Source organism: Kitasatospora sp. NPDC022856 (assembly GCF_055561235.1).
In genome coordinates this window covers 59,540-74,479 of sequence record NZ_JBVHHE010000005.1, presented here as the reverse complement: position 1 = coordinate 74,479, position 14,940 = coordinate 59,540, and the positions used below count along the sequence as shown (strand labels likewise).

Sequence of the window (14,940 nt, the reverse complement as noted above, 5' to 3'; positions counted from 1 at the left end):
AAGGTCCCCCCTCCGTGCGTGCACGTGATCGCTACCTCTTCATCCGGATCCTGGAAGCCTGCAACGCCGACTGCTTCATGTGCGAGTTCGCACTCTCCCGCGACACCTTCCGCTTCTCCCGCGAGGACTTCGACGACCTGCTGCCCAAGGCCCGGGCGGCCGGCGTGGGCTACGTCCGGTTCACCGGCGGCGAGCCGCTGATGCACCCGCACGTGGTGGAGCTGGTCCGCTCGGGCGCCGCCGCCGGGATGAGGATGTCCCTCATCACCAACGGGTCGCTGCTGCCGCGGATGGCCGCCCCGCTGGCCGCGGCCGGCCTGGCGCAGGTGATCGTCAGCCTGGACGGCTCCTCGGGCGCCACCCACGACGTCTACCGGCGCTCGCCCGGGATGTTCGACAGCGGGCTCGCCGGTCTGCGCGCCGCCGCAGAGCTCGGCGTGCTGCCCCGGGTCAACACCGTCGTCGGACCGCACAACTACACCGAGATGCCCGCACTGCAGGAGGTCCTGACCGGGGCGGGGGTGCGCCAGTGGGAGCTGTCCGCGCTCAAGCTCGACCGCAGCATCACCTACCCCGACGCCGACCACGTCCGCAGCGTCTGCGATCCGATCTACGACGCCGATCCGGCCGCGCTGCTCGTCCCGATGGGCAAGCGCTTCTACGGCGACACCCCGCAGGAGCAGGAGCGGTACTTCGCCGACTCCGTCACCCCGCGCGCGGCCGAACCGCTCTGCCACGTCGCGGACGACGTCATCTACGTCGACGGCAAGTACGGGCGGATGTACGCGTGCAGCTGCATCCCGCACCGGGAGGGCGACGACGGGCCGGGTGGCGCCCCGCTGCGGGAGCAGGGGGTGATCCAGCTGGACACCCCGGTCTTCCGGGCCCACGCCGAGTGGTTCCGCGAACGCGGTCCCGCGGTGTGCAACGGGTGTTCCACCACCGCCGCCGGATACAGCGACGACGTGGCGCGACTGGGGGCGGTGGGCCCGTGGCACTACTGAGCTCCGGTCGGCAGGCTCCGGCCGCACCCGACCGACCGGCACCCCTGGACCCCGGCACCGACTCGGCCATGCCCGCCCGGCGCGCGCCCGCCGGCTCGGGGTCGGCGGCGGCCCACGGCCCCCGCGTGCTGCTGAGCGCCCGGCCGGACCAACTGGACTCGACGCTCGCCCTGCGGCGGGTGGCCGCCCACCTCGGCGACCTCCGTCCGGTCGGCGCCGAGGACGTCGATCCGCCGCCGGTCGCCGCACTCGTCTGCGACGACGTGGCGAGGACGGAGCACCTGCTGGGCCTGGGCGTGCCGGTGGTGCACCTGATCTCGGGCCACCCGGTCGGCGGCCCGGCGACCGAGCACCTGCCGGCCGGCACTCCCGAGGCCGACAACCCGGAGACCGACGCGCCGCCGGAGCGCGCCCTGGGGCGGGTCCACCGGCCCGGGTGGCTGCCGGCGGCCGGGCCCGCCGGCCGGGGCGTCCGGCCCACCGGAGTGCTCGCGCCGCAGCGCACCGGCCGGAGCCGGTCCCGCTCGGGCACCCTGCTGCTGCTCTCGCTCTGGCGCGTACCCGCCGCCGAGGCGGAGGCCTTCGCCGAGGCGGCGCTGCCCGCCCTGGTGGCGGCCGCGCTGCACCGCACCGGGAGCTGCACCGTGGTCGCCGACACCGGGCTCGACCTGCTGCGATCCGCACTGGGCGGCCTCACCGGGCGTCCGGGCCTGCGGCTGGGCCTGGCCGCGGAGACCGACCCGGACGCGCTGCACGCCGAGGCCGGCGTGTTCCTGGCCTCCCCGGTGCTCGGGGCGCTCGCCCTCGCCCAGGCGCGGCGGGCACCGCTGGCCCTGCTGCCGGCGCTCGGGCCCGCCCAGCGCGCTCTGGCCGAGCAGCTCGCCGGCGTCCTGCCCCTGCCCTCGGCCGAGGATCCCGCAGATCCGGGCCTGTGGGCGCAGTCCGGCGCCGGCGGCGCACCCGCCGCGGGCCCGTGGCACCTGCTCGACCCGGCCCTGGACGACCTGCGCGGCGCCCAGCGGGTCGCCCGCACGCTGCGCCAACTCGCGCTGGCTCCGCTGTGAGCCGCCGCGCGCCCCGATCCGCGCCCCGGACCCCACCCAGGGCCCGGCCTCGCCCTGATCCCCCACCCCGTCCGCCCGCCGGTCCGGCCCCACCCGTACCGGTCACCTCAGCAGCCCCAACCTCAGCACCCTCAGCACCCTCACACCCGTCGACCGCGTCGTACTGGAGCCGCCATGTCCGACACCCTTCGCGAACCCACGGCTGTCACCCGCCCCGAACTGATCCGTCCCAGGGTCCCGGAGAGCGACTGGGACGACTGGCGCTGGCACATGCGTCGGCGCATCACCACCCTGGACAAGGCCCGTCAGTGGATCAACCCGAGCCCCGACGAGGAGAAGGCCATCGCCGGGGTGGCGGGCAAGTACCGCTGGAGCGTCACCCCGTACTACGCCTCGCTGATGGACCCGGACGATCCCAGCTGCCCGGTCCGGCAGCAGGCGGTGCCCGCCCTCGGCGAGCTGATGGAGTTCCCCGGCGCCGAGGTGGACCCGGTCGGTGACACCTTCTTCCGCAAGACCAACAGGGTGGTGCACAAGTACCCGGACCGGGTGATCATGCTGATCACCGAGGCGTGCCCGGTCTACTGCCGCCACTGCACCCGCAAGTTCCACACGACCGACGTCGACGGCACCTACTTCCGCGACGACGAGGGCGGTTCCTACGACGAGGACCTCCGCTACATCGCCGACCACCCCGAGATCCGGGACGTCCTGCTGACCGGCGGCGACCCGCTCTCCTACCAGGACGGCAAGCTGGAGGAGATCATCGCCGGTCTGCGGGCGATCCCCAGCGTGGAGATCATCCGGATCGGCAGCCGGTTCCCCGTGCTGCTGCCCCAGCGGATCACCGACGACCTCTGCGCGATGCTCGCCAAGTACCACCCGGTCTGGCTGAACACCCACTTCAACCACCCGAAGGAGATCACCCCGGAGGCCGCGGCGGCCGTCGACCGCCTGCTGCGGCACGGGATCCCGGTCGGGAACCAGACGGTGCTGCTGCGCGGGATCAACGACGACGTCGCCACCATGCGCACACTGATGACCGAGCTGCTGCGGATCCGGGTCCGGCCGTACTACCTGTACCACTGCGACAACGTCACCGGGGTCTCGCACTTCATGACGTCCGTCGAGAAGGGCTGGGAGATCATGGCCGGCCTGCAGGGCCACATCACCGGGTTCGGCGTCCCCCAGTACGTCCTCACCACGAAGATCGGCAAGATCCCCATCCCGCCGCCCTCCTACACCCAGATCCCCGAAGGCCTGCTGCTCCGCAACCACCGAGGCCAGGAGATGGTCGTCGACGGTTCCGCGCAGCCGATCACGGAGTCGGACACCGCATGAGCTCACTCGACAAGCGGCTCGGGCAGCGCTTCCTGCCCTACGGCGCGAACTACCTCGACTGGTCCGACATGTCGGAGCTGCGGAAGGTGATCGAGCACCAGGTCCTCTTCCGCTACCAGACCGAGACCGAGAGCATGGCCTCCCGGCTGGAGCGGACGGTGGCCGAGCGGCTGGGCGCGGGCCACGCGCTGGCCGTCCACAACTGCACGGAGGCGCTGCGGCTCGCGCTGATCTCCACCCGCCCCGCCGTGGGGGACCTCGTGTACATCCCCGCGGTCACCTTCGTCGCGGTGGCCGGCGCGGTGCTGTCCTGCGGCCTGATCCCGGTGCTCGTCGACGCCGACGACTCGCTCTCGATGGACCCGACGCTGGTGCCGCCCGACGCGCAGCGGGTGATCGTCGCCCACATGGAGGGCACCGTCGCCCCACTGCCGGCCGGGGTGCCGTACCTCGTCGAGGACTGCGCGCAGTCGCTCGGCGCCCGCTTCCCCGACGGCCGGCAGGTCGGCACGGCGGGATACGCCGGGACGTTCAGCTTCCACCACAACAAGGTCCTCACCTCGGGCGAGGGCGGCCTGCTCGTCACCAACGACGAGGACGCCTGGTCGACCATGCGCTGCTACCACGACCACGGCTCGGCCCGGGTGCCGGGCCACTACCCGACGTGGAACCAGGACGCCCACTTCGGCGAGAACTTCGTGACCAGCGAGCAGGTCGCGGCCGTCCAGTGCCAGCAGTTCCGGCACCTCGACGAGTTGCTCGCGGGGCTGGAGCGGATGTACGCCATCGCGATGGGCGAGCTGCCCGACCGGCCCGACCTGGAGGTCCGGCCGCGGGCCGCCGGCGACGTCAAGGTCAGTCTGCGGTTCCGCTGCGAGAGCCGGGAGTTGCGGGACGCCGCGGTGGCGGCGCTCAGCGCCGCCGGCATCGCCAACTGGACGCTCGGGAAGTACCTGCTGCCCGACCACCCGGTGCTCACCGGCCGCCGTTCGCTCTACCGCGACGGCTTCCCGTGGAACCACGCCCCCGACGTCCCCCTGGCCCTCAGCCACGACGGCTTCGCCCGGACCAGGGACGTCCTGGACCGCACGCTGTGCGTACCGCTCTCCCCGGAACTGCCCGAGGAGGAGCAGGCCCTCGCGGCCAAGGCCGTCCGCCAGGTGCTGGAGTCGGTGTGAACGACACCGAGGTGCTGCTGATGGTGGACGACCGGCCGTCCTCCTTCACCCGCTACGCCGCCCGGGAACTGGCCGACCGGCTGGTCCTGCTGCGGTTCGCCGAGGCGCGCCAGGACCTCTCGGAGGACTACCTCCTCGAAACCGCGCACCTGCCGGCCTTCTGGGTGCGCGAGGGCGCGGTGCCGGCCCAGGAGGCGCAGCGGTACCGGCAGTGGGCGGCGGGGCTGCCGGTACCGCCCACCCGGTTCTGCAACCCGTCGGAGCCCCGGCAGGCGGCGGCCCAGCGGTTCGCGGCGCTGGCCGGCCTCCCGCACCTGACGGAGCAGCAGGTGACCCTGGTCCGGGACAAGGCCGTCATGAAGGAGCGCTTCCGGCAACTCGGGCTGCGGACGGCGGAGTTCGCCAGGGTACGGTCGGGCGCCGAGATCGGGCGGTTCGCCGACCGGCACGGCTGGCCGGTGGTGCTCAAGCCGGTGGACTCGTTCGCCTGCGTGGACACCTACCGGCTGGCCGGGCCGGGGGACCTCGCCGGGATCGACCTCGGCGCCCGGCGCTGGATGGTGGAGGAGCACCTCGGCGGCACCGAGTGGGAGGTGTGCGCGATCGTGCTCGGCGGCGAGGTGCTGGACGCCTGGCCGAGCGCGATGCCCTGCCGCCCGCTGGACATCGTCGACGGCGCGATGAACGCCAACATCAGCGTCGGCACCGGCGACGGGCCGGCGGTCGACGTGCGGGCGCTGGTCCAGCGCGTCATCACCGGGATGGGCATCGACCACGGGTACGCCCACATGGAGTTCTTCCTGATCGACGGCGAGGTGTACGCGGGCGAGATCGGTGTCCGGCTGGCGGGCTGCGAGATCCCCGCCAACCACGGGCACGCGTACGGCTTCGACGTGTTCGGCGCGACGCTGGCGGTCTACCTCGGCCGCCGGCCGGAGCTCGACTACCGCGAGCGCCGCTGCGCGGGCGACCTGCTGCTGCCGCTGCCCGGGTCGGGGACGATCCGGCGGATCACCTCCCGGGAGGAGCTCCTGGGCCTGCCCGGGGTGGTCGACGCCGTCCTCAAGGTCGGTGCCGGTGACCGGGTGGCGGCCCGCCGGGCCTCGCACAACGCCTCGGGGTACGCCCATGTCGTGGGAGGGTCGGTCGCGGAGGTGGAGACCCGGATGCGCGAGGTGCTCGACCGGTTCACCATCGAGGTGGTACCGGCCCGGGAGGCCGATGCCGTCCCCACCTGACCCCGCCGGGCCGGCCGCCCGCGCAGCGGCCCGGCGCCCGACTCCGCCGCCCCCTACGGCTGTTGAACGGAGACCGACCGCGTGACCCTCCCCTCCGGCGGCCTGCCCCGTCGCTTCCTCGACCTGCTCACCCGACCCCTGGTGGCCGGGCCGGCCTGGTGGAGCGTGGTCTCCAGGCTGCCGGTCTACCTGATGTCGCTGGCCCTTGTCCTGACGGTCCGTGAGCAGGGCGGCGGCTACGCCCAGGCCGGCCTGGTGGCCGCGCTGTACACGCTGGGGATGGCGCTCGGCAGTCCGCTGATCGCCCGCCACCTCGACCGGCGCGGGCGGGCGGCGGTGCTGACGGCGACCGCCCTCGCCTACCCGGCGGCGCTCACCGTGCTGGTGTGGTTCACCCACCCCGGTGGCTGGGCCCAGCCCGCCGCGGCGGTCGTCGCCGGGGCGGTGCTGCCGCCGGCGAACGCCTGCATGCGCTCGCTCTGGGCGCGGCTGCCGCTGCGGGAGGAGGAACGCGAGACGGCCTACCTCTGGGAGGCCCTGCTGACCGAGGTACTGGTGATCAGCGCACCACTGATGCTGGCGGCGCTGATGCTGGTCGGCTCGGCGGGCCTGGCGCTCACCACGGTCGCGGTGATCGGCGGCCTCGGTACGCTGGGGCTCGCGCACACCCGGCTGCCGGTCGGTACCGAAGCCGCCGGTACCGAAGCCGCGGTCACCGGAGGCCGCGGCCCCGAAGCGGTCGGTACCGAAGGCCCCGGCGCCGCCGGCACCCGTGCCGACAGCGGCGCCGGCACGGCCCACCATGACACCGGCCCGTCCCGGTCCCCGGCCGCCGACGGACCCGCCGACCGGAGTGACCCGCGCCGGCTGCTGGGCCCCCTGCGGGAGCCGGCGCTGCTGGCGCTGACCGCCGTGATGGCCCTCTCCGCGGTGCCCATCGGCCTGCTGACCCTGGCCATCCCGGCCTTCGTCGACCGGCACGGGGCTCCCGGCGGCGCCGGCGTGGTCTACGCGTGCTGGGGGGTCGGCAGCGCCGTGGGTGCCCTCTGGCTCGGCCGCTCGCAGTCCGAGGTGGCGCCGCAGACGCGCTTCCCCCGGCTGCTGCTGGCCTACGCCCTCGGGACGGGTCTGACCCTGCTAGCCGGTTCCCAGCTCGGCCTCGCGCTGGCGCTGGCCGTGGGCAGCGCACCCATCGCGCTGGTCTCCGCCACCGAGATGACCCTGGTGAGCACAATCGCCGACGGCCGGTCCCTGGCCGAGGCGTTCACCTGGGCCTCGCTCGCCACCGTCCTCGGTGACGCGCTGGGCCAGCAGGCCGGCGGGCTGCTGATGGACCCGCTCGGGCCGCGCGCGGTGTTCGCCGTGGCGACCGGCACCGCCCTGGCGGCCGCCGCCCTGGCCTTCGCCTGCCGGGGGTTGCTGACCCGGCGGGCGGCGCCGATGGTGGAGTGCGCGGTATGACCGCCGGACCCGCCGGCCGCGGCCCCCCTCCTCCTCCCCCCCCGGCTGCCCGGCCGCCCGCGCAGCGGCCCGCCGGCCCACCGGCCCGTCGCACCCGCCGTCCCATCCGTCCTTCCCACGCCCCAGAGGTGGTCCACCATGAACGCCGCCCCCGCCGACCAACGGCCCGACCGACGGCCCGACACTCCCGGTCCGGCCGCCCTGTTCCGCACCGTCACCCGGCACCAGTTACCGCGGGCCGTGCGGGAGTTCCTGGACTCCCCGCAGCTCCTGCCGGTGCCGGTGCCCACCGACGACCGCGCCGACCTGGCGCAGAGCGTCGAGCTCGCCGGCCGGCTGTACGGCGGCCGGCGGCAACCGCACCCGCTCGACTTCGGGATCGTCCTCGGCGCGGCCGAGCTGCCCGAGGGGCTCGCCGAGCTGGCCCGACCGCTCGCCCGGACATGGGTGGCCGAGGAGGAGTTGGCGGACGTCGCGTCGTTCCGGGCGCGGCACAGTGGTTCGCTGCTGCTCGTCGGCCGCTACGACCGGCTCACCCTCGACCCCGTCCGGGACCTGCTGCTGGACACCTACCGCGGCCGGCGCCACGGGCTGACGCTGCTGAGCGGCCGGGACGACGCCTCGGTCGGCTGGAACATCGCCAAGCAGTACGCCGAACCGGCCCTCGACGTCGACGCGCTGGGCCTGTTCACCGACACCGACCGGCCGCCCCGGCTGCCCGGGGTCCAGGTCTTCGACGACCGTGACTTCGAGCGCGAGGACATCCAGGCCCGGATCCTCGGCACCCGGTGGCGGCGGGTGGCCTTCCAGGGGCACGGCAAGGACGACAGCGTCAACCTCGGCGAGTTCACCATCTGCGGCCTCAACGGCACGGCCACGGCCGTGCCCGGGCTGCTCGGCCCGCGCTGCGCCTACGGACTGCCCTGCTACAAGCCCGAGGACAAGCTCGTCCCGCTCAACCGGGTGGAGGCCGTGGAGCTGGTGCTCAGCGCGTGCAACAGCGGCCCGCTCGCGGACCTCGCGCTGTACGACCCCAAGTACCAGCTGCTGCTGAACGCGCTCGACGGCCCGGCCCGCACGGTGGTCTCGGCCGTGTCGGTGCACGACTCCGACCGGCCGGAGAACGTCGCCTGGATGCACGGCGCCCTGGTCGGCGCGGACTCCGTCGACACCCTCAACGCCAGCCTGGCCGGCTCGCACCCGTACCCGGCGTTCATGCGCTTCGGGCTGCCGTCGGCGCCGGAGGACACCCCGCCGCCGCCCGCCCCGGCGGACCACCGCCCCGACCCGCTGCTGCTCACCGTGGGCGCCCGGCTCACCGCCTACCTCGGCTCGGAGCTGCTGCCGCACAACCACCCGCTACGGCCCCGGCTGACCAGGCTCGCCCGGAAGGTCGACCTCTGGGTCGCGCGGCCGACCCATCTCGCCGACCAGTCGCCCGAGCAGATCCACGGCTCGCTGACGGCCGACCTGCAGTCCCTCGACCACGTGATCACCGAACAGGTCGCGGCCAACCCCGAGCACGAACTGATGAACTACCCCGCGCACTTCGGTGACCGCAGCAGCCTGGACCCGCAGGTGCGCGAGGTCACCTGCCACTGCGGCCGCCCCGCCCAGGAGTTCACCCGGCGCGGCCTGCTCCCGCACATCCTGGACACCACCTGCGCCGTCTGCATGCGCTGCGGCGACGTCACCTTCCGGCTCCCGGACTCCCCCGCACTGCTCGCCCACGCCCCCGACGAGGTCGAGCAGGGCGGGGTGCTGGAGATCCGGGCCGTGGTCACCGCGGCCCGGAGCGGCCCCGTCCGCCTCGGCCTCTTCGTCCCGAGCTACCTGCGCGAGGACACCACGGTCGAGCCGGTCACCACCCGGCTCCGGCTGACCGGGGGCCGGCCCGAGGAGGTGGGGTTCCGTGTGCGGTTCGCCGCCGACACCGCCCCGCAGGCCTACTACTTCACGGTGTTCGCCGTGCAGGACCTCGCCGTCTCGACGGCCCGGCGCCACTTCGGGGTCGTCCCCCGCAGCGCCTGACCCACCGCACAACCCAAGGAGAACCATGGAGAGCCAGACCAAGCCGGCGATCGAACTGATCGAGCAGAACGGCGAGGTGACCCTCAGCATCGGCGGCGAGCAGGCCATGCAGGCCTGGGAGCGGGACCTGATGTGGGCCAGCGCGGACATGCTCTGCGAGTACGGCCAGGACTTCTACGAGGTGGGGCTGGGCCTCGGCCTGTCCGCGCTGCGGATCGCGGGCAACCCGGCGACCCGCCGGCACACCGTGCTGGAGCTCTTCGACGAGGTCGAGGACCTCTTCCGGGCCCGCCACCCCGAGCTGCCCGGCAACCTCGCCATCGAGCGCGGCAACTTCTTCCAGCGGATCTTCGAGCTGCCGTCCGAGAGCATCGACGGGATGTTCTTCGACCCCGCCCTCGACATGGACGTCTGGACCGACGCCGAGCTGTGGGCCAGGACCATGCCCGAGGTCGTCCGGGTGCTGCGCCCCGGCGGAGTGTTCATCCCCTTCTTCAGCACCAAGCCGGAGCTGCGCTGGCAGTACCTGCCGCACTTCCGCTCGATCCGGGTCGAGCGGCACCCCTTCGTCGCCTACGACACCACCGAGTACACCCACGGCGGCACCAGCGGTGACGCCTTCATCCAGTGCTTCCTCAAGGACTGACCGGTCCACCGCTCCCCCTCGGCCGGTCCGGCCCGTGACCGCCGCCGGCCGACCCTCACCCACCCCGCGCACCGGCGCTGTTCCGGAGGTACCTCCCCCCATGAGCATCACCCTGACCAACGGCTCCCGCCCCGACCTGGGCATCCGGTCGGTGTTCCTCGCCGGCCCGTTCATCCAGCTCCTGGACCCGGAGACCGGAGAGATGTCCGCCGAGTCGCGGGCCCCGTTCGACATCCTGATCAAGCACTTCGAGTCGCAGGGACTCGCCGTGCACAACGCCCACCGGCGCGAGGCCTGGGGGGCGGAGCTGATGCGGCCGGAGCAGTGCACGAAGCTCGACCAGGACGAGATCCGCAAGGCCGACGTGTTCGTCGCCCTGCCCGGCCACCCGGCCTCGCCGGGCACCCACATCGAGATCGGCTGGGCCAGCGCCTTCGACAAGCCGATCGTGCTGCTGCTGGAGCGCGACCGGGAGTACACCTTCCTGGTCCAGGGCCTGCACACGGTGGCCTCGGTGGAGTACGTGGTTCACACGGACCTCGCCGCCGGCCTGGCGGCCGTCGACCGGGCGGTCGACCTGGCGGTACTGCGGCAGCGGGAGGGCAGCGGCGCCCGGTGACCGTCCTCCGACCGAACCCCGGTCCCGTCCCGTCCCGCACTCCGGGCCGGGACGGGACCCGTCCGGCCGTGCCGCCGCACCGCCCGGCCGGACGGCCGCCGTCCGCCGGCGCCCCGGGCCCGTCCGTGGGGCCGTCCCCAGGCCCGTCCCCAGATCCGTCCCTGGGCCACGGCTCCCGGGCGGCCCCCGCGGACTGCCCACCGGGCCGTCCGCCGGGCCGTCCGCCGGCCCGGCTGCTGGCCGCGCTGCTCGCCTGCCTGGCGCTGGTCGCCACCGCGACGGGCTTCGCCCCGCCCGGCCGGGAGCGGTCCGCCGAACAGGCCGGCACACCGGCGGCGGCCGCCTACACCGTCGCGCTGACCGGGGACTCCTCGGGCGCCCGCTGGACCGGCCACGAGCGGGTGAGCTTCACCAATGTCTCGGCGCAGCCCCTCCCCGAGGTCTACCTGCGGCTGTGGGGCAACGCCCACGGGGGCTGCCCGGCGCCGGCCGTCACCGTGACGCGCCTGGTCGGGGGCGCCGCGGCCACCCTGTCGGCCGACTGCACGGTGCTGCGGGTCGCCCTGCCGGCCCCGTTGCGCCCCGGGGGCCGCCACAGCATCGGCTTCGACCTCGACCTCAGGGCACCGGAACTCGCGGACAAGGCCGGGCGGTTCGGGCGGCACGGGGCGTACAGCCACTTCGGCAACGCCCTGCCGGTGCTCGCCGTGCGGGACGTCGACGGCTGGCACCTCGACCCGTTCACCGACACCGGGGAGTCCTTCTACGCGCTGGCCGCCGACTTCACCGTGGTGCTCGACCACCCGGCGGCCCTAGGGGTCCCGGCCTCCGGAAGCTCGTCCGACGGCCCGGGCGCCGCCGGACGGACCGTGACCACGGCGACGGCCCGGCAGGTGCGTGACTTCGCCTGGTCCGCGGGCCCGTTCGAGAGGAGTTCCGCGGTCTCGGCCGGCGGGGTCAGGGTCACCGTGCACGCGGTGGCCGGAGTCGGTGCGGCGGACGCCCGGACCATGCTCGACCTCGCCGTGTCCGCGCTGGACACGCACGCCCGCGCCTTCGGCGGCTACCCGTACGCGGAGCTGGACGTCGTGCTGGACGACGACCTCTGGTTCAGCGGCATGGAGTACCCGGGCTTCGTCCTGGACCGGGTGAAGACGACCGCCCTCGTTCACGAGATCGCGCACCAGTGGTGGTACGGCATCGTGGGCGACGACCAGTACCACCAGCCCTGGCTGGACGAGTCCTTCGCCGAGTACGCCACCGACCTCGCCCTCGGCCGGGACGGCGCGGACTGCTGGAGCCGCGTCGCCTGGTCCGGCCCCGAGGAGCGGATCACCAACGGCATGGCCTACTGGGACGAGCACCCCGACCGGTACGGGGTGGTGGTCTACGACTACGGCGCCTGCGTGCTGCACGACCTGCGGCGGCTGATCGGCGCGGACGCGATGGCCCGCCTGCTCCGCGGCTACACCCGCGCGCACTGGTACGGCGTGAGCGGCACCCCCGCGTTCCTGGCCGCCGCCGGGGCCGCCACCGCGGAGGACCTGGCCCCGTTCTGGGCGGCGCACCGGATCGGCGCCTGAGCGGCCCCGGCGCTCCGGAGCCGCTCGGCAAAAGCCCGGAGCCGCTCGGCAGAAGCCCGGGTTCGCGCCCGGGCTCCTGCCCGGCCCCGGTCAGGAGACCAGGCTCTGCTCCTCCAGCTCCGTCAGCGTCACGGTGCACAGGCCGCCGCGCTCGGCCTTCACGTTCGTCACCTTGAGCTGGGTGCCCGGCAGCAGGATGAACTCCTCCTCGCCGGTGAACGCGGAGTAGCGCTGGATGCCCGCGGCCCGGACGGGGAGCACCTCGAACAGCGTCCGCCTGCCCCGGCTGCCGAGGAACCCCTTCGCCACGCCGAGCTCCGAGGTGCAGGAGGAGACGCCCCACCAGGTCACGGTCCGTCCGAGCGGGTACTGGGCGCGCAGGTCCAGCGAGACCCCGCGCCAGAGCGGCTCGGTGCGGGCCGGGAGCTGCGACACCGCCGAGAACAGCAGCCGCAGGTACGGGAGGTACGGCACGACCCGGCTCCGGTCCGGTGCGCGCAGGATCGCGTTGATCTCCCGGTAGAACGCGGACTCGCAGGTGTAGAGGTGGAGCGCCGAGATGGCCTCGGCGGAGAGCCCGCCGGCCGGCGCCTCCTCCGCCCGCCTGCGGCCGAAGGCGTGCGACCGCTCGACGTGCCGGTCCAGACCGGACAGCAGCGCGGCCACCGGGGCGACGGCCTCGCGGAAGTCCATCAGCGGGGTGTCGAACACCCCGGTGATCGCGGGAAGGACGAGCCCCTCGTCCTTGACGCTCGCGAGCCGCTCCAGGTAGAGCTGGTGCAGCTCCATGGTGGAGGTGATGAACGCGCCCATGCGTTCGGCGAGATCGCCGCCCTCCCCGCCGCCCTGCGCCGCGCCCTCGTTCCACCCCTTGGCCGGCAGCCAGTCGATCCCCTCGGCGCCCAGCGAGGCGAGCGCCGCGTTCACCACGGCGAAGTGGTCGCCGTCGCAGAAGATGTCGCCCTGCGCGGCCGGGTTGGCGTGGTCGATGTGCCGGACCTCGACCCCGGGGTACTTCTGCTGGAGCCGGAGCACGACCTTCTTCAGGCTGCGGGCGTGCGCGCCCCACCACGCGAAGACGACGCCCCGGTCCTCCTCGTCCTCGGCGTCCTGCTTGGCCCGGAGGATCTCCTCCACGATCCGCTCGGCGACCGGGCGCCAGAACGCGGTGTGCCGGTCGGTCGCCGTCGACCCGTCGCTGCTCGCGGTGAGCGCCGCGTTCAGCAGCAGCACGCCCTGGGTGAGCATCGCCTGGAACCACTCCGGCGGCTGCACGGTGTCCTGTTCCTTCAGCAGCCCGCGTATGTCGGCGATCGGCGTCTTCTTGGGGATGCCGTGCTTCCACATCGCCGCCGCCTTGATGATGCAGCGGATGCTGACCACCCGGCCGAACTGGCTGTCCTTCCAGTCGTGGAAGGTGTTGTCGAACATGGCGATGCCGGTGGCGCTCTCCGGCCGCGGGTAGGGGTTCTGGCCGAAGACGACGACCTTCCACTTGTGCGGCGCGTTGGGCTTGAGCGCCTGGAAGGTCAGCTCGCGGACGGGGACGACCTCCGGGCCGCGCCCCGGGCCGATGAACGCGGCCGCGTCCGGCTGGGCCTCGATGACCGGCCTCAGCAGCGGAAGCCACGGTTCGCCGCCGCCCTTGAAGAGCTCCGCGAGCGCCAGCGGGTCGCTCGGGTCGGTCGGGGCGGACGGCGCGGGGGCGTGGGCATCGCTCATGGTGGTGTGACTCCGTACAGCCGTGGTTCGGCGGACGTGACGGGGCGGCCGGACGGACCACCGCCGGGTGCCGGCGGTCGTTCGGTGAGGGCCCGTCACCTCCGCGGCGGACTCCACTGTTGTACCGGCCCGGTCCGACAGTCGGCCGTCCGGCCCCGTCGGCCCGCTTCCGCGCACCGCCGGTGCGGCACGCTCCCGTTGTCGCCCTGTCAGTGGTCGGCGATAGCGTCGTCACCAGTTCGAGGAACCGTGTCCCGAAGGGGAGTGGAGCATGACCACCGATCGCCCGCAGACGCCGCTCAGGGTCGTGTTGACCGACCTCAACGCGCCGGTCGTGGAGGCCTGGCGAGCCGCGTTCGCCGACACTCCGGAGATCGAGATCCGCCAGGGGTCGATCCTCGACGAGGTCGTCGACGCCTGGGTCAGCCCGACCAACTCCCGCGGCCGGATGGACGGCGGGGTCGACGCGGCCGTCAAGCGGCACCTGGGCGCCGGCATCCAGTTGCGCGTGCAGCGGGCGATCCGGGACCGCTTCGCCGGGGCGCTGCCGGTCGGGAGCGCGGTGTGCGTGCCCTCCGGCGCCACCAACCCGACGTTCCTGATCTCCGCTCCGACCATGCAGGAGTCCTCGCAGAACGTGAGCGAGACCCTGAACGTGGCCCTGGCCTGCGCCGCCGCGTTCCAGGCCGTCCACCGGCAGAACACGGCGGCGCCGGGCAGTATCCGCTCGGTCGCCCTGGTCGGCATGGGCGCCCGGACCGGCCGGGTACCGGCCCGGGTCTGCGCCAACCTGATGTGGACGGGTTACACCCTGTTCAACGACCACACCTTCGAGGACGACGACGACCTGCGCGCCACCATCACCGCACAGCTCCACGACCTGGAGAGCGCGCCCCCCGCGCAGCGGACACGCATCACCCCGCCCGCCCGCCGCACCGGCCGCCGCTGACCGGGGGCGCCCGGCTCCCCCGCACCCTCCGTGACGACGAGCGCCCGGACCGGCCGCCGGGCCGGGCCGGTCCGCCCCGCCGCGCTCGCGGAGTCCGGCCGACC

12 protein-coding genes are annotated in these 14,940 nt (G+C 74.0%); 11 read left to right on the top strand and 1 reads right to left on the bottom strand.

Annotated elements, in window-relative coordinates; genetic code table 11:
- Nucleotides 1–14 precede the first annotated feature (14 nt).
- From blsE to ACZ34W_RS08030, 10 genes are all read left to right on the top strand, one after another.
- Nucleotides 15–1,004 carry a cytosylglucuronate decarboxylase gene (blsE, locus tag ACZ34W_RS08075; RefSeq protein WP_329486278.1) on the top strand — a complete coding sequence of 330 codons (990 nt, stop codon included), beginning with the start codon at nt 15–17 and terminating at the stop codon, nt 1,002–1,004.
- On the top strand, nt 992–2,068 hold the full coding sequence (blsF, locus tag ACZ34W_RS08070; protein ID WP_465602567.1) for a CGA synthase-related protein: 1,077 nt from the start codon (nt 992–994) through the stop codon (nt 2,066–2,068). Before blsE ends, blsF begins: the two co-directional genes overlap by 13 nt.
- A gap of 174 nt (nt 2,069–2,242) precedes the next feature.
- Nucleotides 2,243–3,409, top strand: a complete 1,167-nt coding sequence (gene blsG / locus ACZ34W_RS08065; RefSeq protein WP_465602565.1) for an arginine 2,3-aminomutase — start codon at nt 2,243–2,245, stop codon at nt 3,407–3,409.
- Nucleotides 3,406–4,587 (top strand): DegT/DnrJ/EryC1/StrS family aminotransferase, encoded by a 1,182-nt coding sequence (locus ACZ34W_RS08060; protein WP_329486281.1) that lies wholly within the window; start codon nt 3,406–3,408, stop codon nt 4,585–4,587. The genes blsG and ACZ34W_RS08060 overlap by 4 nt, the downstream gene beginning before the upstream one ends.
- The gene (locus ACZ34W_RS08055) at nt 4,584–5,825 is read left to right on the top strand and encodes an ATP-grasp domain-containing protein (protein WP_465602563.1); all 1,242 of its coding nucleotides are present in this window, start codon (nt 4,584–4,586) and stop codon (nt 5,823–5,825) included. The genes ACZ34W_RS08060 and ACZ34W_RS08055 overlap by 4 nt, the downstream gene beginning before the upstream one ends.
- Before the next feature lie 81 nt (nt 5,826–5,906).
- The gene (locus ACZ34W_RS08050; protein ID WP_465602561.1) at nt 5,907–7,286 is read left to right on the top strand and encodes an MFS transporter; all 1,380 of its coding nucleotides are present in this window, start codon (nt 5,907–5,909) and stop codon (nt 7,284–7,286) included.
- 138 nt (nt 7,287–7,424) lie between these two features.
- Nucleotides 7,425–9,317 (top strand): hypothetical protein, encoded by a 1,893-nt coding sequence (locus ACZ34W_RS08045; protein ID WP_465602559.1) that lies wholly within the window; start codon nt 7,425–7,427, stop codon nt 9,315–9,317.
- Between the two features lie 25 nt (nt 9,318–9,342).
- Nucleotides 9,343–9,963 carry a class I SAM-dependent methyltransferase gene (locus tag ACZ34W_RS08040; protein WP_359803989.1) on the top strand — a complete coding sequence of 207 codons (621 nt, stop codon included), beginning with the start codon at nt 9,343–9,345 and terminating at the stop codon, nt 9,961–9,963.
- Nucleotides 9,964–10,063: 100 nt separating this feature from the next.
- Nucleotides 10,064–10,582 carry a nucleoside 2-deoxyribosyltransferase gene (locus ACZ34W_RS08035; protein ID WP_329486286.1) on the top strand — a complete coding sequence of 173 codons (519 nt, stop codon included), beginning with the start codon at nt 10,064–10,066 and terminating at the stop codon, nt 10,580–10,582.
- Nucleotides 10,583–10,707: 125 nt separating this feature from the next.
- Nucleotides 10,708–12,165, top strand: a complete 1,458-nt coding sequence (locus ACZ34W_RS08030) for a M1 family metallopeptidase (RefSeq protein WP_465602556.1) — start codon at nt 10,708–10,710, stop codon at nt 12,163–12,165.
- A gap of 90 nt (nt 12,166–12,255) precedes the next feature.
- On the opposite strand, the gene ACZ34W_RS08025 is transcribed toward ACZ34W_RS08030, so the two are convergent.
- Nucleotides 12,256–13,887 carry an ADP-ribosyltransferase domain-containing protein gene (locus tag ACZ34W_RS08025; RefSeq protein WP_465602554.1) on the bottom strand — a complete coding sequence of 544 codons (1,632 nt, stop codon included), beginning with the start codon at nt 13,885–13,887 and terminating at the stop codon, nt 12,256–12,258.
- A gap of 271 nt (nt 13,888–14,158) precedes the next feature.
- Between ACZ34W_RS08025 and ACZ34W_RS08020 the strand changes: the two genes are divergently transcribed.
- The gene (locus tag ACZ34W_RS08020) at nt 14,159–14,836 is read left to right on the top strand and encodes a macro domain-containing protein (protein ID WP_465602552.1); all 678 of its coding nucleotides are present in this window, start codon (nt 14,159–14,161) and stop codon (nt 14,834–14,836) included.
- Nucleotides 14,837–14,940 lie beyond the last annotated feature (104 nt).

Excerpts from the sequence above, each read along its gene's own strand:
- ACZ34W_RS08045 (WP_465602559.1), top strand. The coding sequence starts at position 7,425 with ATGAACGCCGCCCCCGCCGACCAACGGCCCGACCGACGGCCCGACACT.
- blsG (WP_465602565.1), top strand. The coding sequence starts at position 2,243 with ATGTCCGACACCCTTCGCGAACCCACGGCTGTCACCCGCCCCGAACTG.
- ACZ34W_RS08060 (WP_329486281.1), top strand. The coding sequence starts at position 3,406 with ATGAGCTCACTCGACAAGCGGCTCGGGCAGCGCTTCCTGCCCTACGGC.
- ACZ34W_RS08020 (WP_465602552.1), top strand. The coding sequence starts at position 14,159 with ATGACCACCGATCGCCCGCAGACGCCGCTCAGGGTCGTGTTGACCGAC.
- ACZ34W_RS08035 (WP_329486286.1), top strand. The coding sequence starts at position 10,064 with ATGAGCATCACCCTGACCAACGGCTCCCGCCCCGACCTGGGCATCCGG.
- ACZ34W_RS08025 (WP_465602554.1), bottom strand. The coding sequence starts at position 13,887 with ATGAGCGATGCCCACGCCCCCGCGCCGTCCGCCCCGACCGACCCGAGC.
- ACZ34W_RS08040 (WP_359803989.1), top strand. The coding sequence starts at position 9,343 with ATGGAGAGCCAGACCAAGCCGGCGATCGAACTGATCGAGCAGAACGGC.